The sequence below is a fragment of the Streptomyces sp. SID1328 genome, assembly GCF_009865595.1.
GTDB lineage: Bacteria > Actinomycetota > Actinomycetes > Streptomycetales > Streptomycetaceae > Streptomyces > Streptomyces griseoluteus.
In genome coordinates this window covers 1-19,469 of record NZ_WWKH01000413.1, presented here as the reverse complement: position 1 = coordinate 19,469, position 19,469 = coordinate 1, and the positions used below count along the sequence as shown (strand labels likewise).

The 19,469-nt window shown below is 69.0% G+C and carries 24 protein-coding genes and 2 pseudogenes; 10 read left to right on the top strand and 16 right to left on the bottom strand.

The genetic code is table 11. The features are described 5' to 3' along the window. The coding region (locus tag GT030_RS36385; protein WP_237522336.1) for a hypothetical protein at positions 1 to 413 on the top strand (413 nt) is incomplete at its 5' end. Positions 414 to 425: 12 nt separating this feature from the next. Here GT030_RS36385 and GT030_RS12320 read toward each other — a convergent pair. The 3 genes from GT030_RS12320 to GT030_RS12310 all read right to left on the bottom strand — a co-directional run bounded on the left by GT030_RS12320 (position 426) and on the right by GT030_RS12310 (position 2,437). Then, positions 426 to 863, bottom strand: a complete 438-nt coding sequence (locus tag GT030_RS12320) for an LD-carboxypeptidase (RefSeq protein ID WP_161201136.1) — start codon at positions 861 to 863, stop codon at positions 426 to 428. 212 nt (positions 864 to 1,075) lie between these two features. Continuing rightward, positions 1,076 to 1,342 carry a hypothetical protein gene (locus GT030_RS12315; RefSeq protein WP_237522335.1) on the bottom strand — a complete coding sequence of 89 codons (267 nt, stop codon included), beginning with the start codon at positions 1,340 to 1,342 and terminating at the stop codon, positions 1,076 to 1,078. A 120-nt stretch (positions 1,343 to 1,462) separates the two neighbouring features. Then, positions 1,463 to 2,437: a YafY family protein gene (locus tag GT030_RS12310; RefSeq protein ID WP_161201135.1), complete on the bottom strand. Its 975-nt coding sequence runs from the start codon at positions 2,435 to 2,437 to the stop codon at positions 1,463 to 1,465. 79 nt (positions 2,438 to 2,516) lie between these two features. Here GT030_RS12310 and GT030_RS12305 point away from each other — a divergent pair, with 79 nt between their 5' ends. From GT030_RS12305 to GT030_RS12300, 3 genes are read left to right on the top strand one after another with little or no spacing between them, the layout of a single operon-like run. Continuing rightward, on the top strand, positions 2,517 to 3,251 hold the full coding sequence (locus GT030_RS12305) for an alpha/beta fold hydrolase (protein ID WP_161201134.1): 735 nt from the start codon (positions 2,517 to 2,519) through the stop codon (positions 3,249 to 3,251). 26 nt (positions 3,252 to 3,277) lie between these two features. Further along, a complete protein-coding gene (locus GT030_RS37360) occupies positions 3,278 to 3,682 on the top strand; it encodes a crosslink repair DNA glycosylase YcaQ family protein (RefSeq protein ID WP_346009618.1) in 405 nt (134 codons plus the stop codon). Beyond that, positions 3,592 to 4,341, top strand: coding sequence for a winged helix DNA-binding domain-containing protein (locus GT030_RS12300; protein WP_346009620.1), 750 nt, complete (start codon positions 3,592 to 3,594; stop codon positions 4,339 to 4,341). The genes GT030_RS37360 and GT030_RS12300 overlap by 91 nt, the downstream gene beginning before the upstream one ends. Before the next feature lie 55 nt (positions 4,342 to 4,396). Here GT030_RS12300 and GT030_RS37355 read toward each other — a convergent pair whose 3' ends face one another. Together GT030_RS37355 and GT030_RS12290 are read right to left on the bottom strand one after the other, a co-directional pair. Continuing rightward, positions 4,397 to 6,526, bottom strand: coding sequence for a Tn3 family transposase (locus tag GT030_RS37355; protein ID WP_161201133.1), 2,130 nt, complete (start codon positions 6,524 to 6,526; stop codon positions 4,397 to 4,399). Further along, positions 6,466 to 7,617, bottom strand: a complete 1,152-nt coding sequence (locus GT030_RS12290; RefSeq protein WP_161201132.1) for a DUF4158 domain-containing protein — start codon at positions 7,615 to 7,617, stop codon at positions 6,466 to 6,468. Before GT030_RS12290 ends, GT030_RS37355 begins: the two co-directional genes overlap by 61 nt. A gap of 619 nt (positions 7,618 to 8,236) precedes the next feature. Between GT030_RS12290 and GT030_RS12285 the strand changes: the two genes are divergently transcribed. Then, positions 8,237 to 8,821, top strand: a complete 585-nt coding sequence (locus GT030_RS12285; protein ID WP_161201131.1) for a hypothetical protein — start codon at positions 8,237 to 8,239, stop codon at positions 8,819 to 8,821. Positions 8,822 to 8,981: 160 nt separating this feature from the next. Here the strand turns inward: GT030_RS12285 and GT030_RS12280 are convergent, their stop codons facing one another. Both GT030_RS12280 and GT030_RS12275 read right to left on the bottom strand, forming a co-directional pair. Then, positions 8,982 to 9,791 carry an XRE family transcriptional regulator gene (locus GT030_RS12280; protein ID WP_161201130.1) on the bottom strand — a complete coding sequence of 270 codons (810 nt, stop codon included), beginning with the start codon at positions 9,789 to 9,791 and terminating at the stop codon, positions 8,982 to 8,984. Then, a complete protein-coding gene (locus GT030_RS12275; protein WP_346009617.1) occupies positions 9,788 to 10,549 on the bottom strand; it encodes a peptidoglycan-binding protein in 762 nt (253 codons plus the stop codon). The genes GT030_RS12280 and GT030_RS12275 overlap by 4 nt, the downstream gene beginning before the upstream one ends. A 279-nt stretch (positions 10,550 to 10,828) precedes the next feature. Between GT030_RS12275 and GT030_RS12270 the strand changes: the two genes are divergently transcribed. The 3 genes from GT030_RS12270 to GT030_RS12265 all read left to right on the top strand — a co-directional run bounded on the left by GT030_RS12270 (position 10,829) and on the right by GT030_RS12265 (position 12,209). Further along, positions 10,829 to 11,242 carry a peptidoglycan-binding domain-containing protein gene (locus GT030_RS12270; RefSeq protein WP_161201129.1) on the top strand — a complete coding sequence of 138 codons (414 nt, stop codon included), beginning with the start codon at positions 10,829 to 10,831 and terminating at the stop codon, positions 11,240 to 11,242. Positions 11,243 to 11,333: 91 nt separating this feature from the next. Further along, on the top strand, positions 11,334 to 11,714 hold the full coding sequence (locus GT030_RS35620) for a hypothetical protein (protein ID WP_202460003.1): 381 nt from the start codon (positions 11,334 to 11,336) through the stop codon (positions 11,712 to 11,714). 114 nt (positions 11,715 to 11,828) lie between these two features. Continuing rightward, on the top strand, positions 11,829 to 12,209 hold the full coding sequence (locus tag GT030_RS12265; protein WP_161201128.1) for a hypothetical protein: 381 nt from the start codon (positions 11,829 to 11,831) through the stop codon (positions 12,207 to 12,209). Between the two features lie 749 nt (positions 12,210 to 12,958). Here GT030_RS12265 and GT030_RS37115 read toward each other — a convergent pair. The 4 genes from GT030_RS37115 to GT030_RS12250 all read right to left on the bottom strand — a co-directional run bounded on the left by GT030_RS37115 (position 12,959) and on the right by GT030_RS12250 (position 15,315). Continuing rightward, entirely contained in the window at positions 12,959 to 13,081 is a 123-nt protein-coding gene (locus GT030_RS37115; RefSeq protein ID WP_272920688.1) for a hypothetical protein, read from the bottom strand. Positions 13,082 to 13,241: 160 nt separating this feature from the next. Further along, entirely contained in the window at positions 13,242 to 13,727 is a 486-nt protein-coding gene (locus tag GT030_RS36375) for a nitronate monooxygenase (RefSeq protein ID WP_237522334.1), read from the bottom strand. 37 nt (positions 13,728 to 13,764) lie between these two features. Next, positions 13,765 to 14,361 (bottom strand): TetR/AcrR family transcriptional regulator, encoded by a 597-nt coding sequence (locus tag GT030_RS12255; RefSeq protein ID WP_161201127.1) that lies wholly within the window; start codon positions 14,359 to 14,361, stop codon positions 13,765 to 13,767. A 27-nt stretch (positions 14,362 to 14,388) separates the two neighbouring features. Then, positions 14,389 to 15,315, bottom strand: coding sequence for a hypothetical protein (locus GT030_RS12250; protein WP_346009616.1), 927 nt, complete (start codon positions 15,313 to 15,315; stop codon positions 14,389 to 14,391). 165 nt (positions 15,316 to 15,480) lie between these two features. Between GT030_RS12250 and GT030_RS12245 the strand changes: the two genes are divergently transcribed. Beyond that, positions 15,481 to 16,368 (top strand): NAD(P)-dependent oxidoreductase, encoded by an 888-nt coding sequence (locus GT030_RS12245; protein WP_161201126.1) that lies wholly within the window; start codon positions 15,481 to 15,483, stop codon positions 16,366 to 16,368. A gap of 83 nt (positions 16,369 to 16,451) precedes the next feature. Here GT030_RS12245 and GT030_RS36370 read toward each other — a convergent pair. Then, a pseudogene (locus GT030_RS36370) lies at positions 16,452 to 16,626 on the bottom strand (carbohydrate ABC transporter permease); the annotation flags it as partial. Between the two features lie 101 nt (positions 16,627 to 16,727). Here GT030_RS36370 and GT030_RS36365 point away from each other — a divergent pair. After that, entirely contained in the window at positions 16,728 to 16,880 is a 153-nt protein-coding gene (locus GT030_RS36365; protein WP_346009619.1) for a DUF6233 domain-containing protein, read from the top strand. Here GT030_RS36365 and GT030_RS12235 read toward each other — a convergent pair. From GT030_RS12235 to GT030_RS12215, 4 genes and pseudogenes are all read right to left on the bottom strand, one after another. Further along, the gene (locus GT030_RS12235) at positions 16,877 to 17,317 is read right to left on the bottom strand and encodes a hypothetical protein (RefSeq protein WP_161201125.1); all 441 of its coding nucleotides are present in this window, start codon (positions 17,315 to 17,317) and stop codon (positions 16,877 to 16,879) included. The genes GT030_RS36365 and GT030_RS12235 overlap by 4 nt on opposite strands. Before the next feature lie 551 nt (positions 17,318 to 17,868). Next, entirely contained in the window at positions 17,869 to 18,702 is an 834-nt protein-coding gene (locus tag GT030_RS12230; RefSeq protein ID WP_202460002.1) for a hypothetical protein, read from the bottom strand. 84 nt (positions 18,703 to 18,786) lie between these two features. Beyond that, positions 18,787 to 18,963 (bottom strand): annotated as a pseudogene (locus tag GT030_RS12225) (transposase family protein); the annotation flags it as partial. A 251-nt stretch (positions 18,964 to 19,214) separates the two neighbouring features. Beyond that, positions 19,215 to 19,469: hypothetical protein (locus GT030_RS12215; RefSeq protein WP_161201123.1), on the bottom strand; the 255-nt coding region annotated here is incomplete at its 5' end.

Sequence of the window (19,469 nt, the reverse complement as noted above, 5' to 3'; positions counted from 1 at the left end):
CCGGCAGGGAGTCCACCGAGAACGGGAACACCCAGGCGCGTCAGCCGGTCGCGCAGGACGTCGGTGATGCCCCATCCCCCCAGGGTTGGATCATCGGCATCCTGGTCAAAGCCGAGGAACTGGCCAAGTGCGACACCGCACAACCCCTCCAGGGCCCCAGTACGGGTCTGCTGAGTCAGTGCGCGGTCGACCTCTCCCAGCCCTGTGCCTCTCTGGTGTTCGAGAAAGAGGATCGCCCCCTCAAGGCTCGGCAGACCGGCTCCGGCCTCGGTGCGGATCGCGTCAAGATTGCCGCCGACCAAGACACCGGTCGGCAGACCCTCAACGGCGACCGCCGCGCTGGCTTGGCGGGTGTCCCGTTGGATGATCACAGGATCGGTGGTCATCAGCGCGCGGCGAAGGGCTTCGGCTGACGCCAGCCCGGACTATTCGTCGCTCCAGTTGGCGAACGGGCCATGTAGCGAGGCCAGACCGCCTCGCGCCCACAGGGCAAGATGGAGGTGAGTGATGTCGCTGAAGCCGACCAAGGGTTTTGGGTCGCGCCGCAGGGCGCCGATATCCAGGTCGTCGACGATGCGGTAGGCGCCTTTACCGCCCCGGGTGGCAATCACCGCGCGGACTCCGGAGTCAGTGAACACGGCGTTCAGGTCGAAGACGCGATCCTCATCCCGCCCGGCCGTGTACCCCCATTGGTCGAAGACGTGCTCGCCCAACTCGACCCGCAGCCCCCATGACTTCAGCACCTCGACGCCACGGGCAACTCCCTCGCGGCTGGGCGGACTGGCTGGAGAGACGATCCGCACCCGATCCCCGGGCCGCAACCGCGGCGACCGCACGGTCTGATGACTGTCGCAGGTATCCATACCGGGATCTTCCTACAGCCGCCGAGCCAGCGGTGAGCCGTCTACATCGATCACTCACCGTCCATGCAGCCAGGAAGCCGTCAGCGAATCCCGAGGCCGGTCCCGCAGGTGTTGGTGAGCGCCTGCGGGACGTTGCCCGGGACCTGCCCTGAAGAACTTCCGGGCTGTGGTTACGAGGTACGACAAGCGAGCCTATGTCTTCCACGGCACTGTCAGATCGCGGCGACGGGGAAGACGGGCGGCTTCGCGGCCCGGCGGGCCGGACCGGTCGGCGCCGGTTCCCCGGCAAGCATCCACCCCCACGTCGTCAGCGAGATCCGGTAGACCCGCGCGGAGGACTTCGCGACGCCCGCCCCGGTGAGGTACCGCTCGACCGCCGGGGTGTACGACGACGGCGGGGCGGACAGGGGCCCGACCCGAGCGTGCGGCAACCGAAGTGCGCCCCCGCTCCCGCGTTCGGTCGCCGGTTCGATCGTCACGCTGCCCCCACCCTTCCGGCACTGCCGCAGTAAATGCGTACACCTCGCCCCGGCGGCTGGATTGGTCCGCCGCAGGTCGCGGTGATCACGGTAGGGGCTCTGCCGCAGTAAATCCGGCATTTACTGCGGTAGTTCTTCCGGTCTCCGCTGGGCGGCTGCGGTGAGCTGGGCGGCCAGATTCTTGAGCGCCTGCCGTAGTTCGTCGGGATGGTGGATGGTGAAGGGCCACTCCAGGGAGGCGAGCATGTGGGCCATGCCGTCCAGCCGTTCTGCCCGTGCGTGCATGAGAACGCCAGCGGGCTGGGCGGTGAGGGTCACCGCTGAGCGGGGCAGCCGGCGGGCGATCTCATCGAGGGGGCCATGGATCGTCACCTCGACCTGCCAGCGGTATGGCCCCTGAGCGAGGGTCGAGGTCAGGTGGGCCACGGAGTCGAAGCCGTCGGGTGCGGTGAAGCTGTCGGCTCGGGGGGTGACGGAGGCGATGCGGTCGATGCGGAAGGTCCGCAGGCTGTCGCGGAGGTGGTCGTGGCCGACGACGTACCAGCGGCCGGTGTGGAAGACCACGCCGTAGGGGTCGATGTCGCGTTCGGTGTGTTCCTGGCGCCAGGACTGGTGGCTGATACCGACGGTCGCGCGGGCGCGGGAGGCCTGGGCCAGTGCCAGCAGGACGCCGGTTCCGGGTGCCTGACCGATCACGGCGTTGGCGGTGAAGGACAGGGTTTCCCGCATGGCGGCGAGCGGTTCGCGCAGGGCGTGCGGAAGCACCCGCTCGATCTTGGCCAGAGCACCGGCACTGGCCGGCGCGGCAGTCCCCATGCCCAGACGCTCTGCCGCGAGCAGGCCAAGGACCACGGCGAGAGCCTCGTCGTTGGTGAGGACCAGAGGTGGCATGCGGTAGCCGCGGGCCAGTCGGTAGCCGCCGTAGCGGCCGCGTTCGGCCTCCACGGGGATGCCCAAGTCGCGTAGGTGGGCCGTGTAGCGGCGCACGGTGCGGACGTCGGTGTCCAGGCGGTCTGCCAGCTCCGCCCCGCTGAGCCGGGCGTTCGACTGGAGGAGTTCCAGCAGGGTCAGCACGCGGGTGAGGGGATGCGACATTGGTCACTCGGCATTTCAGGGCGGATTGTGTCCTGTATCAACTTTACGCTCCCCGCAGCACCTACTTCTGGGAGATCACATGGCCACCTTCGTACTCGTTCCCGGCGCCTGGCTCGGGGCGTGGGCCTGGAAAGACACCGCTCGCGCTCTGCAGGAGCGTGGTCACACGGCGCTGCCGCTGACACTGACGGGCCTGGCCGAGCACGCAGACCAGGGCGGACCCGAGACAGATCTGGACACGCACATCGCGGACATCACTGGCTTCGTCGAGCGGAACGATCTGCGCGACGTCACGCTGGTCGCCCACAGCTACGCGGCTGCTCCAGTGACCGGGGCAGCCGGACGTCTCAGTGGCCGGCTGGAGCGCGTGGTCTATGTGGACAGCGCCCCGTTTGCCGCGGGCATGTGCATGCTCGACCTCATGCCACCGCAGGCAGCGGACCAGCTGCGCCAGCAGGTCGACGCGTCTGGCGACGGGTGGCGGCTGCCGATGCCGCCGTTTGAGGTCCTGGGCATGTCCAGCAGCCTCGACGGGCTCGATGAGGGCCAGCTGGACGCTCTGCGCACGGGTGCCATCCCTCAGCCGTTCGGTACCTTCACCCAGCGTCTCGCCGGCCCGGCCGAGCCCCGTCCCGGTGTGGACCGTGTCCTGGTGGCGTGCCATGACTTCACGGGGCTGCTGGATGCCGGGGTGCCGATGCTGGCCTACCTGAACCAGCCGCCGTGGCGGCGCTTCGACCTGCCCACCGGGCACTGGCCGATGCTGTCCGCGCCCGCCGAACTCGCCGACATCCTCGACAAGGCCGCTTCCTGACCGCGCTGGCTGAGAGGCACAGCCCGATGCTTGACCACGAGAGCGTCCTCCGGCTGCGGGCCTGTGCGCAGGCCCTGACCGGCGGAGCACGGGAGGACTCTGCCGAGGCGGTCGTCCGACGGGTATTCGCTATCCAGGCCCAAGACGCCACGGCCGCCGACCTGGGCATCCGGGTACGCGGCCGGGACATCACCGCCCAGGCCATCCGCACGGCATACGAGAAAAAGCGGAGCATCGTCCGCGGCTGGTACATGCGCGGCACCCTGCACACCATTCCCAGCGACGACGCCCGCTGGGTGTTGCGGTTGCTGTCCCCGCGGATTCTTGCCGCAACCAGCAGCTGGGCCTGGACGATGATCTGCGCCAGCGCGCCGACTATCTCATCCGGCGCGTTCTCGCCGCGCACGGCCCGCTTACCCGAGCCGAGTTGACCGAGCACCTCACCACCCTCGGTATCTCGCCGGACGGGCAGGAGCCTTTCCACCTGATCCGCCACGCGGCACTCACTGCCGTCCTCTGTCACGGTCCGCAGCGCGCCGGTGAGGCCACGTATGTACTGCTCGACGACTGGCTGCCCACCACCGGGGGCGCCCGGTGGGAGGAAGGCGCTGCTCTCGCCGAGCTGGCCCGTCGCTACCTGGCCGCGCACGCCCCCGCCACCTTGGAGGACTTCGCCGCCTGGTCCGGGCTGCCGGTCACCTGGGCCCGCAGGGCCTGGAAACTGCTGGCGGAATCCGGCGTGATCACCAAGTACGGCGGCTTGACCATGCTCGCCGGACGGGTGGAGGAACTCCCGGGCCCGTCTGACACTCCAGACGTTCGCATGCTGCCCGCCTACGACAACTACCTGATCGGCTACCGCACTCGCGAGATGTCCGTCCCCGCTCTCCACCAGGCCCGCGTCTGGCCAGGAGGCGGCCTCATCCGGCCGACCGTCATCGCCGACGGCCTGGCCATCGCCACCTGGAGCCGTGGCTCCGGCGCGCGCTCCATCAAGGTGAATGCGTTCGAACCTGTCCCCCCTCAGATCCAGCGGGAAGTCGACATGGAGAAAGACGCCGTCGTCCGCTTCCTGCGGCCCACCACATAGCCGACCCGCATCCCGATCCAAAAAATAGGGCGGCCGCGTAGGCGAGAACGTTGGGTCAAGCGGCCTGACCGAGGCCGGCGGCGATCAGACTCTGCTCACGGAGCGGGGTGAAGTCGACGTCAAGCTTCGGGTCGTACGCTTCCGGCTGGATACCGAGTTCGTGCGTGCTGTATTCGCCGAACCGGTTGACGTGCTCGGTCAGGTACGGCGAGATGTGGGCCAGGTCCTCGGGGTCGATCTCCCAGCCTTCTTCCAGCAGCTGACGGATGATCTCGGCGATGTCCAGGGCATTGTGGAAGATCACCATGTTCGTGAGCAGGGCGTTGAATTTCATCGCCTTCTCCTGCTCGATCGGGTCGTTGTCGGCGATGACGCCGCGGTTGCCGAAGCCGATCCACTGGGAGAACCGGTTGAACGACTCGACCTTGTTGGTCGCCGCGGTCACCCGCCGGCGCAGCGGCGCGTCCGAGAGGTAGCGCAGGAGCTGGACGGTGCGGATCACGCGGCCGACCTCGCGGAAAGCGGCGTAGGTGGCGTTCTTTCGTGAGCCCGAGCGCAGGCGTTTGAGCAGTGTGGAGGAGGAGATGGTGCCCTCGCGTACGGAGACGGCCACGCGCATCAGGTGGCGGAACTGGGACTCGATCAGGTCGAAGTCGATGACGTTCTTGCCCGGCTCGCCGAACAGGGCGTCGATGTGCACGTACTCCGTCTGCTTGGAGAGCCGGTAGAAGGTCAGTTCCTTCCAGTTCCTGATCCTGGGCATCAGGTCGAAGCCCAGCAGGTGGGCGAGCGCAAAGACGGGGAAGCTCTGGCCTTGGGTATCCGCGTGCACCGTGGTCGGCTGCACCTCGCTGGTGTTCTTCAGCAGGCCCTCGATGATGTAGACGGCCTCCCACACCCCGCACGGGATGAAGTGCGTGAACAGCGCGATGTAGGTGTCCGAGACGTGGTGATAGGCGATCCCACCCGGCTTGCCGTACCGGACGCTCGTCTCGGAGAGCAGGTTGTCGAGATAGGTGTCCATGTGGGTGCTGTCCGCAGCCACCGCGGTCCCGTCGCCCCACGCCTGCGAGATGTCCAGGCGGGCGTGCGCGTTCACCAGGTCGGCGATCGCCTCGTTCAGCAGCACGATCGAGAAGTGCTTGTTGGCGACGTACGACAGCTCGTGCCCGCTCACGCCGGGGATGTGCCGGGCGGCCTCGTACGGGCCCATGTTGGTGCCCTTGACGAACGTGACGATCACGTAGCGGCCCAAGGGGTCGGTGAGCTTGGGCTCGTTGCCCGACGGCGGGCCGAAACGGCGCCACCACTCCACCCAGTACGCGGTCCGGGCCACGATCCCCATCAGGGAACGCTCCGGCATCCTCGCCTTGATCTCCTGCTCCAGCCGCTTCGCCGAGGGCCGCTGGCCGTCAGCCCGGTGCGCCTTCAGCGACGGGATGCCCGTTTCCAGATCGATGACCAGGCCGTCGTTCTCCGGGTACCCGGCGTCCGCTGCCGCTGCGGCGCCTCGCAGCTTGTCCTCCAGCTGCCGGCGGAAGAACGTCGCGTCGAAATCGGTGCTCTCGCCCGCCTCGGCGAGGCCGACCTCCACCAGGTAGGACCCCAGCGTCTCCTGGACGACCTCCCAGGCCAGCAGCTGCTCGGACCAGTCGGCGTACTCCTCCGAGCCGACCACCGCGACGTCGCCGGTGCGCCGTTCCTCGGCGAGCGCGGTGAAGACCATCGCCTCGAAGTGCTTGCGCACGAACTGCCCAGTCCGGGTCTTGTCGACCACGGCCTTGCGCCAGTTCTGGGTGGCGAAGGAGATGTCGACCTCCTTGCCCTCCTCGTTGAAGGCGGTGATGTACTCGCCGCGGGCCGCCTGGTGCCGCTGGGCGTGCGCGAGGGCGTCCAGTACCCGGCTGTCCTCGCTGATCGCGGTGAACTTCAGCTTGTCGTTGTCGGCCAGGTCGAACATCACCGCCCGGTCCCGGCCGATCTGCCCGTACAGCAGCACTTCCCAGAAGTTGGCGTGATGGGCAGAGACCTTCTCGATCTGCTCGTACTGCTTCGCGAACCCACCGAAGCCCTCCACCGCGCGGGTGACCGCGCCGAATCCGTCGGCCTGCAACACCTGGGCCTTCACCAGAGCGAGGACCGCCGGGGAGACCCTGCCCTCCAGCCGCGTCGCGACCTCGTCCACCGACGCCTCCTCGTCCAGGCCCCCAGGGCTTGGCGGGCCTCGGCGGTCATGGCCGCGGCCTTCGTGAGCGCCTCCTGGGCCGGGCCGCCCTCGTCGATGTGCTTGAGCACCGTGCGGTAGTTCCCGATCAGAGCCTCGACGATCTCCCGCTCGGCGAGCCGGATCTCCTCCAGCTTCGCCTTCGACTTCTTGATCTTCGTCGCCACACGCTTGCAGAACATCGTCGCCAGGTCGTCCCGCACCCGCATCCTCGCCTTGTGCGTCAGAGCGGCGACCAGCGCGATGCGTTTGACGGGGACGAAGTCCCGCAGCTCCGAGGCGTCCGCCGCGTCCGCCTCCCCGGCAAAGTCGGTGATCTTCCCCGCGGCGACCCCGTCCATCCACACATCGGTGTCGCCGAGCTCGTCCAGCCACTCCAGACGCTTGGTCAGGTTCTTGAAGTGCGACCAGGTCGGGCCCTTGGCGGGCTTCTTCAGCCGGTTGAACAGCGTCGTCCCGTCGCTGTCGCGCTTCTCCAGCAGCCGCATGAGCCCCGCCCGCTGAGCGGCGCTCATGCGGTCGTGGATACCCGCGCAGATCGAAGCGTTCACCTCGGTGCGGATTTTCGAGGCCATCTTGTCGAAGGTGGAGAACCCCGGCAGCTCCAGCCCGGCCTCCACCGCCTTCTCCAGCGCGATGTTGATCAGATCCGCCGGGCGGTTCTTCGCCGCGGCCTCCTTGCGGATCGACTGCTCGACGATCTGCCGGGCCTTGGCCTGGTCGTACGTCACACCGGCCCGCTTGCGGACCAGGCCCCGGTGATGCTTGGCGGTCCGCTCCGCCCGGTACACCGGCAGCGTGCCCCCCGGCAGCTCCACCGCGCGCCGGACGAAGTCCACCACCATCTCCGGGACGTCCTCCAGCGCCGGGAAACACCCCATGCGCCGATACGACTTCAGCATCAGCAGCAGGGCCAGCAGATGCTCATCACAGTCCGTGGCATCAGCCGCCCACTCCAGCTCATCGCGGCTCGGGGAGAAGAACAGATGCAGCTCATGCGCGGTGATCAGCCGCTTGAATCGTGGATACGCGGTCCGTTCAATCGATGTCACAACCCACCCCAGGCCCCAGACGACGCTCAACATCACCACCAACGACACTGAGCCGAATGGGTGACGGCCGACGGCGCTCAGGGCTTCAAGATCATCCCATTGCCCCTTTGGCGCGTATCTCGGTCACACCCCTGCTACGGGTTCCGCGAGCATCGGCTCTGGCAGCATCCACATGGGCTCATGCCTTCCACGCGGCTCCGCCCGGTACCAGCAAGTTCTGTCCCGTCAGAGCGCACGTATGGCCGTACCCAAGGCATGGATGCCTCCCCCTCGCATCGCTGCAACGGGCCATGATGGCAGCCGTCACTGACAACGCCTCAGGACTGCGGGGCTCTGCCCCACACCCCGGCCACCCTGCGGAGGGTGGGTGTGGGGGCGGGGATCTTGGGTGCCGGTGTGTGGGTGGTGGAGATGGTGGTGGGTCGCGGGGTGGCCCCCTCGTCGGGCGGCACCCGGAGGGCACCACACCGCCCGCCGGCCGTCCAGGACGCCTACGGCGCCGCTTCGCGGTCGGGCGAGCCCGATCCTGGACGTCCGACGAACGGTGCGGTAGGGCTTCGCTTGCCGCCCAACGAGGGAACCACCCCGCTCAGCCCGGGAGGGCTGGTAGCCGGACGGCATGCAGGCGCCGATCCAGCCGCAGGGGCCGGGCCTCGGGAAGGTGAAAGGCTACCGGATGCCTGGCGGGCTGGTGACACCTTCTTCACTACCATCGACCGCCACAACAAGCAGAAGTGAGGGCTTCCCCCGCATGAGACATCTCGCCATAGCCGCCCTAGCAACCAGCGCACTCCTGCTCGCCGGATGCAGCAGCGACTCCACACCCGCCAGCGCCAGCACCCCCGACGAGGTCGTGGAACCCCAGACGGAAGAGCCGGCCACCCCGGAGCCCGAAGCGGAAGAGACCGAGGACACCTCCGTGCAGGACTACCTGGACGAGCACGGAATCACCGATGCGATGGTGATGCGCCTGGCGGCCGTCGCCGTGGCCAACAATTACGCGGATGCGCCATTCAAGACCGGGGACGCCAAGCTGTTCGCCACGGTCATTGGTGACCACTGCGAATCGGTTGCCTCGGGTAAGGAGACGTGGGAGTTCTACAAGGAGGACGACAAGAGCACTGGGGGCACGCAGGCTCAGGTGGACGCGTTCTACGGGTTCGCGCAGGGCACGTTCTGCCCGTCAATGACGACCAAGAAGTGAGGACAGCACAGTAGCCGTCCGGACGTAGCAGTGCCCCGGCTGAGGAAAGCAGCCGGGGCACTGTCATGCACGGTACCCGCCCACCCACAGCGAGATCCGGCCAACTCCTGAACGCGGGGGAGCGCAGTCGACCCGCTGAGGCCGGTGGCCGGCGTCGGTGTCAGTGCGGGACGTGCTCCGTGAAGCACTGGCGAACGCCGCCGTGCACGGGGGTAAGGCAGGCGCGTACGTCGCGTCCAGAGCCGAGGGCCACCATGGGGGTGTAGACGTAGGCCTGTGCGTCGAGCTGGTCGGTCACCTGGGCGGCGCGGATGTGGCCGCCGGGCACGGTGATGTCGATCTGCTCGCCCACCTGGGACTGGGTGACGCGTGCCCAGACGGTCTCGCACCGCGGACTGTAGCGGACGTCGAGCTCTGCTCCGTTTGTGGCGTGGATCGTTGCGAGCGTGGTCGATTGCAGTCCGCAGAAGGTGCTGGCCGGGCTCTTGCCCTCGCAGGCGGCGCCGTGGCACCGCGGGGCTGGCTGGGAGGACCCGCCCGGACCGGGCCACAGGGCGACGACGAGTCCGGCCACGACGGCGTAGCCGAGGGCGACCGCGGCGATCACCGGCGTGCGCAGGTGCCGTTGAGCCGTCGGTGGTGGTTCTGCCGCGGCCGGGGCGCTCGGGGCCGTGGTGGGCGCCGTGCTGCCGGACCGGCCAGCGAGCTCCCACAGCGCCACGAGCCGCGCGGGCGGTTCGTCGGCTAGCGAGCACAGGGCGAGGACCGCCCGGCGCGGTGGCAGGGTCCGACCGTTGAGGTACCGCTCCCAGGAGGACTTGCTGTAGCGGGTCTCCTCGGCCAGGCGGGCCAGGCTGAGACCGGTGCGGTCACGGAGGTCGCGCAGACCCCGGACGAGGCGGGCGGTCTCCGGGGGCAGTTCCCTGGTTCCCGTCGCCGCCTCGTCTCCCTTCCCGCCGGTCGCCGTCATCCGCGCAGGGCTTCCCAGGTATGCGGCCCGACCACGCCGTCGACGGATAGGTGGTGCTTCGTTTGTAACCTCCTGACGGCCCGCTGGGTGAGGTCTCCGTAGATCCCGTCGACGTCTCCAGGGGGGAAGCCGGCGCGCTTCAGCAGGCATTGGATCTCGGCGACCTCCGCCCCGGCCATGCCTTGCTGGACGAGGTCGGTCCGGGTGCGGCTGAGGCCCGCGTACCAGAGACCGTCGGTACGTGAGATCCGGCAGACGTAGCTCGGTGGGGCGGCGGGATCGCTGTCATGCCACGGCCGTACCGCCAGCAGCACAGCCGCGACGGACATGACCAGCGCGCCCGCGACCACGGCGATCCGCACCCTCCGACCGCGCCGGGGGCGCTGCGGAGCCGGCGGGTCGGCGGGTGCGCCGGGTGGCGTGGCGGTCCGCTGCTCCGGCACGGCGGCCCTGGCCCAGGCGTCGGCGGCGACCTCGTGGAGCGCCAGCAGACGGTCCGGATCCGCGCTGTACGCGCGGGCGAAAGCTTCGACGGCTTGGCGCGGCGGCAGGCTGCGGCCTGCGAGATACCGCTCCCAGGAAGAGGTGCTGTACCCAGTCTTGGCAGCTATCTGAGCAAGGCTCAGCTCCCGCGCGTCCTTCAACTGCCGCAGCCGAAGGAACAGTTCGTGCACCGATGGAGCCAAAGCCTCCGGGAGCGCCTTCCACCGTGGCATGATCCGCTTCCATTTCTCACACGTGCCGTGCTGGCTGACCACAGTACTGAGAAAGGGCCTGCCACCGCTCCTTCCGGGTCCCGCACCGGCTTGATCCGGCCAGCGTCCCGCAATATCCCGTCCCACCGCGCATCACTGCAGGTCACGGAGGCACTGTCCCGCCGTTTCGGCACTTGCCGACCAGCTGTGGCACGAAGTTGCGCCGGCGGCGCAAGCTCGGTGGCACAAGCAGGGCGGCGATGCCCAGCCCGTACCACCCCCGACGTCCCCTGAACCCGGCCGCTGGCAGCCGCGCGGTTCCCCAAACGAAGGAAGGCAACCATGCCTACCGCACGGACCAGGTCCCGACTCGTCGTGGTCGGCGTCGTGAGCGCGGCCGTAGCCGCCGGCACGCTGGCCCTCGCGCCCACCGCCTCGGCCAAGGCACCCAACATCGCGATGGGCTACGACAACAACCCACACGCCGTGTGGTGCGTGCAGCACCTGATCAACGACTGGGCCGCCAAGTGGCACGTCGACGGCTATCACTCGCGGCCTATGGCGGAGGACGGCATCTTCGGCAACTGGACCGACTACTGGGTCCGGCGCGCGCAGGACGCCTGGATGGGCGGCGACGCCGACGGGATCGTCGGACCCGCCACCGGAAACCATCTGATCGAGGGCACACAACTCACCGGAGACACCTACTACGGCGGAGCCGGCCACTACTGCTACTACCTCATCCCCACCGGCTGACCAGCCCGTCGCCGTCCGGACCCACCGCAGCCACGGGGGGTGTGGTGAGGGATCCGGCACACCCGCATCTCAGACCATAAGGAGCACCACCATGTCCGTCCGGCATCTCACTCGCGCGGCAGTCGCCGTGGCTTCGATCGGCGTCCTGTCGTTCCTCCAGATCGGCTCGGCGTCCGCGACCGGCAAGACCTCGGCGTACTACCTGGGCAAGGAGGCCGCCCGCGTCAACTACTGGAGCAGCACGGACGACTTCAGGGTGTCCGACACCCTCTGCGACGGCTTCTCGTCCTACGCCCAGTACCAGCGGGCCGGCGCGAGCATGCAGACGCTGCGCAACTCCAAGGGCTGCCACACCTACGCAGACTTCAACCGCAGCTTCACCGGCGGCCAGACCATCAAGTACCGCGTCTGCGTGAGCATTCCTCTGGAGCCGGACAACTGCAGCAGCTGGAAGTGGGACAGCACCAGCTGACCCGTGTCTCGCAACGGCGGGGCGAGGACCCCGCCTTCGCCTCGTGATCCACTGGCATCGCCTCACCCCAACGCCGGAGCCCCTCGACGCGGAGCACCGGAGAAGGCAGGAAACATGACCAAGGGGAAGACAGCGGCCCTGGCCGCGGGCACGTTGGCCCTCATGCTGGGTGCCGCGGTGCCGGCAACGGCCGTCCCCGTCCGGGCGGCGGCCACGCCGACAGCGGCCGCATCCCGGACGGGGACGTTCTACGGCACCTACCAGCACGCCGACGGGTGCGTGTACCTGCGTTCCGCAGCCGGGTACCACTACCTGTTGGAGGGCTACACCATGGGCAACAACGGCGGTCTATACAAGAAAGGCGGCGGCTTTATCGCCTACCCGGGCTGGCGGATCGCCGCACACGGCACCCAGTACAACAAGTCCAGCACCACCTTGTGCACGACATGGGGCGCATATAGGCGGATCAAGGCGACGTCGATCTACGCCTACTGAGCCCGTTCGCAAAGTGGCCGGCCGCCAACCCATCTTCGTGACCAACGCGGAGTTCGACCGGTGGATGGCTGGCAAGGACGCTGTGTTGAGACTCGACCCCAGCTGGTGAGCGAGACTGCTGGACTGCCCTCGTCAGCCACACGGACGCGCGGGACACCGCCAGGTCCGCAAGGGTGCTGCCGAAGGAAGACCCTCGGCGGCACCCTTGTCAGTCCTCCACGCTCACCGAGGGCGCCGGAAGTCCAGCGATCAAGATCATTTGGCAAACCGTCAAGATCGTCTGTCACGGGACACGTACTTCCGAACGCCCTGGTCCGGCACGCCGACGCGCAGGACGGTGGAGTCAATGAGCGAGCAGACCAGGACCACTGCGCTCGACTGGGTGTTCCCTGCACCTCCACAATGAGCCGGTCCCCGGTGGGCGAGGCGGTCACCGAGGCGCCGGTACCGGCGGTGTACGTGAGGACGCGGCGGCTGGCCGGCACCGCTGGCGTGGCCTGCAGTAAGCTCCGTCGGCTGATGCCGTCCCTGGTCATGCCCGCCCCCAGACCGGTCGCCCCGGTGATCGAAGATCCGGCTGGAGTCTGCCAGGCGCCCGGTGCCGGGACAACGGGGTAACCACCCGCCCGCAACGGTTAATGGGCCGTTCCCGCCACCTTGCTCGTCATCCGGCCGGCGGTGGGGCGCCGGTGGCGCGGCGGCCACATCCCCGGCTGCCGGTCATGGGTAGCGCCGCGCCCTGCGGCAGGTCAGTCCCCTCCGGGGACACCGGCCGTGGTGAGCGCGGCGTGCCGGGCAGCCCTCATCTCCCCGTCGAGCCTGCGGACCAGGTCGGCTGCGGCCAGGTTGACCGTCAGGCGTGCCAGGGGCACAGGTTGACGGTGTCCGGGTCGCCCGCCGTCCGGCCCGCCTGGCGCAGCGGTGCCGTCAGATGGTGCACCTCCGGGTAGGCGGCTGGTGCGTCGGCCGAGTGCGTCGTCGCGGAAGCCTCCGCGGTGGCCGCCGGCCTCGACACCCTGCGCCACAAGGACGTCAGGCACCCGCCGCGGTCGCCTCCGCGGCTTCGTACGGGGACGTCACTGTCACCCACACCTCGCTGCCCGCGTCGTGGATCCGCGTGACGGTCTCGGCGCTCGGGCAGCCGAAGGTGAACGACACCACCGGCACCGGCTCATCGAGCAGCAGGTCCAGCTTGGCCGCCCAGGCGTCATCGTCGTACCTGGGCTCGCCGAGCGGGACGCCGGCGCGGCGTGCCTCCCCGGCGAGCCGGTCGGCGTAGCGGCGGACGTCACCGCCGGCGGACGGCTCGCCGGGGACGAACACGTTGACGTCGAACGGGTCTTCGGTGAGTTTGCGGGTCGCGGCTAGGCGCTGGTCGAGCGACTCGGCGCTCAGGTAGCCGGCCGCGAGGAAGCCGAAGCCTCCCGCGTTGCTCACGGCAGCCGTCAGTTCCGGCGTGGACGGGCCTCCGACCAGGGGCGCGAGCACGATCGGGGTGCGCAGGCCGTCGAGGATCATGCGGCTTCCTTCCGTTGCCGGCCGGGCTGGGCGGTGTTCACTTCGGCGGTGGTACAGCGTTGTCGAGCAGTGGGGTCAGCTCGGCGACGACGGTGTCGAGCGGACCGGTGTCCTGGTGGGCTCTTGCCATGATGATGGCGCCTTCCAGGGCGCTGATCATCAGGACGGCCAGCGAGTCCGCCCGCGCCTGCGGGACCGCCATCGACACCAGGGCGTCGCGGACAGGCTCCTGCCAGGTATGGAAGGCGGCGCTGGCGGCCCGGCGCAGGCCGTCGCTGACGGCAGCGGTCTCGGCGGTGGCCGCCACGACTGGGCAGCCGCGGCCGTACCCGCAGCGCCGGAACTCGCTGCGCCACTGATCGGCCATCGCGGCGAACAGGCCGGAGGGTGTGGGTGGGTCGAGGTCGGCCAGGAACCGCCCGACCGCGCTTCCGGCGAACCGGCCCGCCCAGTCGACCGCTTCGCGCACCAGCTGTTCCTTGCCGCCCGGGAAGTAGTGTTGGAGGGAACCGCGGGAGGCGTCGGCGCGTTCCACGATCTCCCGGACCCCGGTGGCGTTCACCCCCTGTATTCGGATCAGTTGTGCGGCGCTGTACACGATCCGCTCCCGCGGTGACCACTCGGTCCGTGCCATGTCGTCTCCCTTGCGCCGTTTCGGGTGTCAGGGTAGGCGGTCGGGTGCGGCACCGGGGGTGCCGCCCAGCCGGGTGCCGGTGAGTCCGACCGGGTTGTCGGCCGGGATCAGGCCGGAGCCGGCCACCTGCTCGGCCAGCGGTCTGAGCAGTTCACCAAGCCGTTCGGTGGCGTCCTTGCCCAGGGCCTGCCATGGGCGTGCTGCGGCGGCGTCGGTCTCGTCCTCGATGCGGACGTGTTCGGCGGCTCCGGCAGCGGTCAGGCGGCCGTGCGCGTCCAGTCGGCCACGGGCGCGCAGTTCCGCCTCGGTGGCCTGCCAGGCACCCGGATCCCACTTGCGGCCCTCGCGCAACGCCGTGCCGTCCGACTCTCCTGCGGCCGCCTTGAGCACCAGGGCGGCGAGCGGTCCGATACCGTGGCCGACCAGTACGGCGATGTGCCCGTCTCCGCGGTGCTCACGGAGGGTGGTCAGGGCCTGCCAGAGCCGGATGTGGGGCTGAGCGGGCCGCTCGATCGCCTGGTTGGCCGCACCGAGCACTCGGCCCGCTGTGTCGGCCGCCATGGCCGCCTGCCAGGCGAGGTCCGCCGCCTCGGCGATCTGCGGACCGGTGACGACCTGATCGCCGAACAGCTGCCGCATCGCACCGTCCACTGCGCGTTCGCGGGCCGCCAGCAGGTCGCACGGGCTCGCGTACCGCCAGGCGTCCGGCACCGCCCTGGCCACCCGGTCGGGGTGGAAGACGTAGAAGCAGCTGGTCACCACGGCTGGGCCGACGGGCCCGAGCGGGGCGGCCCGCATGCCGAAGTACCCCATCCAAAAGCCGCGCATCCCGGCCTCGTCGGCGGCCTGCCGGGCCTGGGGTGCGAAGTAGACGATGTCGTGCACCGGCTCGTACAGCTCCCACATCAGCCGGGGCCATTCCCGGGGAGTCGCCCCGGAGAGGATGTCCGCCACACTCGCTCCCTATGCCGGGGCACCGCTTGACCATGACAGCTGTCATAGGCATCATGCGTCATGACAGCTGTCATAGCAACCCATGCGGCCGGGTGGTCAGCCGGCGGGCCGCAGGGTGGCCGGAGCGGCCCAGACACGTGTGCGGTATGTCCGAGAGCAGGGGTCATGGCGGTTGAGACAGTCACCAAGGTCGGATTCATCGGACTGGGGCTCATGGGAGAGCCGATGGCCTTGAATCTCGCCCGAGCCGGCACATCGCTCACCGTGTGGAACCGCACCGCCGGCAGGACCGGGTCCTTGAAGGCAGCGGGCGCGCAGGTGGCCGGAAGCGCGGCCGAGGTGTTCGACGAGTGCGACACGGTGATCCTCATGCTCGCCGACGAACCGGCCATGGACGCCGTCCTGGAGCGGCAGCCCACCGGATTCGGGCTGGACATCGCGGGGCGCACGGTCGTCCACATGGGCACGACGTCACCGAGTTACTCCAAGGGGCTGGGCAGGGACATCGAGGCGGCGGGCGGCCGTTACGTCGAGGCCCCCGTCTCCGGGTCCAGGGAGCCGGCCCGCAATGGCCGGCTGGTCGCGATGCTCGCGGGCGAGGCCGAGGCGGCGGCCGCGGTGGAGCCGCTGCTGGACCCGATGTGCCGTCAGACGCAGTACTGCGGCCCGGTGCCGGGCGCGCTGCTGATGAAGCTCTCCATCAACCTGTTCCTGATCACCATGGTGACCGGGCTGGCGGAAGCCGCCCATTTCGCCGAACGGCACGGCCTGGACATGGAGGGGTTCCTTGCGGTGCACGACGCCGGCCCGATGGCGAGCGACGTGTCGCGGACGAAGCTCCACAAGATCGTGACCGGGGATCTCGCCGCCCAGGCGGCCGCCGGTGACGTGCTCAAGAACAACCGCCTGATCTTCGAAGCGGCGCGGGAGGCCGGGGTGCCGACCCCGTTGCTTGACGCCTGCTACGCGCTGTTCGACACCACGGTCCAACTGGGCCGCGGCGGCTCGGACATGGTCTCGGTGCTGGAGGCGATCCGGTCGCTCAAGGCGTGAGCATGGCGGCGCGGCCCCGCCCGTCGATTCCCGACGGCACGCTGCGGCTGCCCGGCGCCCCGCGTTCCCGCCAGGCGGGCGCCTCAGCCCTTGACGGAGCCGAGGGTGAGCCCCGGCGATGAAGTGCCGCTGCAGGATCAGGAAGAGCAGCACGGTGGGCAGCGCGACCAGCACCGACCCCGCGGCGAGCAGGTTGTAGTCGGTGAAGAACTGACCGCGCACGTTGTTCAGCGAGCCGGTGACCGGCAACTTGTTGCCGGCCCGACCACGCCCCACGCACCGCCCGAACCGGACGGCGCGGCGGAGACGGCGGGGGGCGCGCTGGCCGCCGGGCGAGGACGGCGCAGCCGTCGGTTCCCCTGCCGTCGTTCCTGTCGGCGGCCGCGCCTCCTCGTCCGGCCCGAACGGCCGGGACCGGCATCACCCGGACGCAGGCCGTCGACGCGCTCCGCGAGCAGGTCCCGGCCTGCTCGCTGTGCCGCCCTGACACCGTCCTTGGTGTCCTCGACTAGGTCACCTCGCAGTACTCGTCTCCGCGAGTGGCAACGCAGTACTTGAGGAGCTTACCGTCGGCGTCGAGAAGGTCGACCACGACCGAGGAGGCTGCGCCCTGCACGTCCCAGCTGAGCGGGATGTCCCGTTCCACGGCCCCGTTGCACACGAGGGACGTAGTCTTGTGGGCCAGCGGATTGCCGCCGGCGTCGTAAGCCCACGCCCCTCCCCTGCGGCATCCGGTGCTCAGGCCCCGCAGGACGCCGTCGACAACGACCGATCGGTTGTAGAAGTCAAACGTGCCGCGGTAGTAGGTCGCACCTACGCTGACGTCGAACGTGGCCCGATCGGCGGCAGCCGCGTTGGGTGCGCCTGCCAGATTCAAACCCGCCGTCGCCGCGAGGATAGCTGCGACAGCGGTCGCTCTCTTCGTTGTCCGTCGGATGCGTGGGTGCATGCCAACCCCACTTCTGTGCAACACAGTTGATCTCGGACCGGTCGAGGTACACCCCCTCAGTGTTTCCCTCGCGCGCCCTTCAACAACCTCCGGACTGCGTCGACGTGGAAGGGAACGTCGCTGTGTGGTTGACGCATGGCCTCGACCGACCTTGCGCTCCGGAACAAGGCCTATTCCACTTCAAACCGCTCATCACCAGGGGGACGTGTACCCGTGCACTCAGATCCCCTCAGCGATCGCATCGATGACCTCCCGGGGCCCTAGCCACCGACTACCCTGCCTGGACGTCCAGTCCGGTGACAACGGCTCGAGCCTCGTCCACTGAGCGTCAGCCAACGGCGCGCCCCGACCAACGATCACGTGATCCGAACGTAACGGCCTAGGCGCGGGCGAGCGGCGGAAATCCGAAATGGCGATTTCTGGACCTCGCGGGAGTCCTAGGAGGGTGACTGATGTGACTTGTGACTTACTGCTTCAGTTGGCTCATTAGCGGTCTAGTCGACCCGGGTGTGTGCTGTTGTTGGCCCGCAAACGTGGTCCTCGGCGCTGGTTCAGGTGCCGGTCGCTCGGGCAGTGCGGGACTGGGCGCGCAGCGCGGGCAGCCGGGCGTGGTCGTCTGCTCCGGCGAGGCTCTCGCCCAGGGTCAGGAGGGAGAGGAGCCGCACCGGCCGGCCGGCCGCGGCAGCAGCTTCCAGTTTGTGGTGGCCGTCGAGGAGGAAGTGGGTCAGGCCCCAGTGCACGGAGGGGTCATCTCCGAAGCTGCTGTCGGGCTGGCACACGTCCAGCGTGGAGATCGCCACTGCCGTGGGGGCCGTTCCCTGCTCCATGAGCGCGATGTACTTCTCGACACGCTCCCTGTCGTTCCAGGTCGGAGGAACCATTGGCACGACGAATTCGTAGAGGTGGGCGTCCGTGTCAACCGCGGTCTCGAAGGTCCGGTAGTACGGGGTGTGCGGGTACTCCGGGAGGCCCCAGAACTGGTCGATCCCCCACGACGCGACCTGTTCATCGCTGAAGTAGTCACCTTCCTTGCCGGGGATGATCAGCTGGGGTTCCACGCTCAGGAGCAGCGGAAGGTACTCGCCCTCCGGCAGCAACACGCCGAACGCAGCGATCACGCCGCCGTCATCCGGATCGTCCAGTGGCCCGCTGAGCCGTTCCTGCATGCTCTCCAGGGACAACCTTGCTCTCGCGGTTTCCAGTCGGCGAAACAGGAGCGGGCACGTTCCGCAGTAGAAGCTGAGCTCGAAGGCAGGCTCGTCGTCGACCATGAGCAAGCGGCGCCGCGGCCCGCCGCCGAGCTCCTGCAGTTCCGCATCAAAGTGCAACCGCGCCTCGGAGGAAGGGACGCCGAGCCTGCGGGGGCCTCCCGTTTTGATCATCATGAACCGACCGTATGGGACGCTGTGGGGCGGCTCCACCGAGTACTGAGCGCGTATCTGACCGGACGGGCCAACTAGAGCTCTAAGTCACAACTGTGACTGTGCTGGTTGGGGGCTGCAGCGTGCCCGGCGGAAGATTTGCCAGGACTTCAGTCGCGCGACGCTTCGTTCGACAGGGGCTCGCGCCGCTGACAGCGCCCGGTCGATCGTCCGCTGGGTCGGGGTGATGTCCTGGTGCGGGAGCCGTCTGATCGGCGTGGTCATCGAAGGATAACTACTTCGGCCGGCACGTCTGTGTCGGACGCGAGGGCGGCACCATCGGCGACCTGCGCTCCTACCAGCTCAACGACACCACCCACAGCCTCCGCAACAACGACACCCCCTGCGGCGCCTGCCGACCAACAAGGGAAACCGGCAGGCACCCTGCCCGCTTCTCGGCAGGCTGATACGCGCTGACGAGATGCCGACTCCCGGGCAGACGCCGGGTTCGTGCGGCGGCTGGCGCAGGGAAGTAGTCAGCCGGTGTGCCCGGGGTGGCCCTGGGTCAGCAGCGTGTTCCAGGCCAGGGCGAAAACGGGGAACCCGAGTTCGGCGAGGCTCAGACGGGCCGTCTTCACCTTCACATCCCTGGCGCCGGTGGCTTCTTCGACCAGGTCGACCACGTAGTACAGGTGGGTGCCGACGAGGCCGTACCAGCTGCGGTTGGGATGGGGATCGGCTGAGTCGCAGGGCGCCAGGCGGGCGGCGGCGGCCCGGACGGTGTCGGCGGT

Coding starts and splice junctions, on each gene's coding strand:
- GT030_RS12230 (WP_202460002.1), bottom strand. CDS start 18,702: ATGATGATCAAAACGGGAGGCCCCCGCAGGCTCGGCGTCCCTTCCTCC.
- GT030_RS12320 (WP_161201136.1), bottom strand. CDS start 863: ATGGATACCTGCGACAGTCATCAGACCGTGCGGTCGCCGCGGTTGCGG.
- GT030_RS12305 (WP_161201134.1), top strand. CDS start 2,517: ATGGCCACCTTCGTACTCGTTCCCGGCGCCTGGCTCGGGGCGTGGGCC.
- GT030_RS37360 (WP_346009618.1), top strand. CDS start 3,278: ATGCTTGACCACGAGAGCGTCCTCCGGCTGCGGGCCTGTGCGCAGGCC.
- GT030_RS12255 (WP_161201127.1), bottom strand. CDS start 14,361: ATGGCACGGACCGAGTGGTCACCGCGGGAGCGGATCGTGTACAGCGCC.
- GT030_RS12270 (WP_161201129.1), top strand. CDS start 10,829: ATGCCTACCGCACGGACCAGGTCCCGACTCGTCGTGGTCGGCGTCGTG.
- GT030_RS12265 (WP_161201128.1), top strand. CDS start 11,829: ATGACCAAGGGGAAGACAGCGGCCCTGGCCGCGGGCACGTTGGCCCTC.
- GT030_RS12280 (WP_161201130.1), bottom strand. CDS start 9,791: ATGACGGCGACCGGCGGGAAGGGAGACGAGGCGGCGACGGGAACCAGG.
- GT030_RS36375 (WP_237522334.1), bottom strand. CDS start 13,727: ATGATCCTCGACGGCCTGCGCACCCCGATCGTGCTCGCGCCCCTGGTC.
- GT030_RS35620 (WP_202460003.1), top strand. CDS start 11,334: ATGTCCGTCCGGCATCTCACTCGCGCGGCAGTCGCCGTGGCTTCGATC.
- GT030_RS12235 (WP_161201125.1), bottom strand. CDS start 17,317: ATGCACCCACGCATCCGACGGACAACGAAGAGAGCGACCGCTGTCGCA.
- GT030_RS12310 (WP_161201135.1), bottom strand. CDS start 2,437: ATGTCGCATCCCCTCACCCGCGTGCTGACCCTGCTGGAACTCCTCCAG.
- GT030_RS12285 (WP_161201131.1), top strand. CDS start 8,237: ATGCAGGCGCCGATCCAGCCGCAGGGGCCGGGCCTCGGGAAGGTGAAA.
- GT030_RS12245 (WP_161201126.1), top strand. CDS start 15,481: ATGGCGGTTGAGACAGTCACCAAGGTCGGATTCATCGGACTGGGGCTC.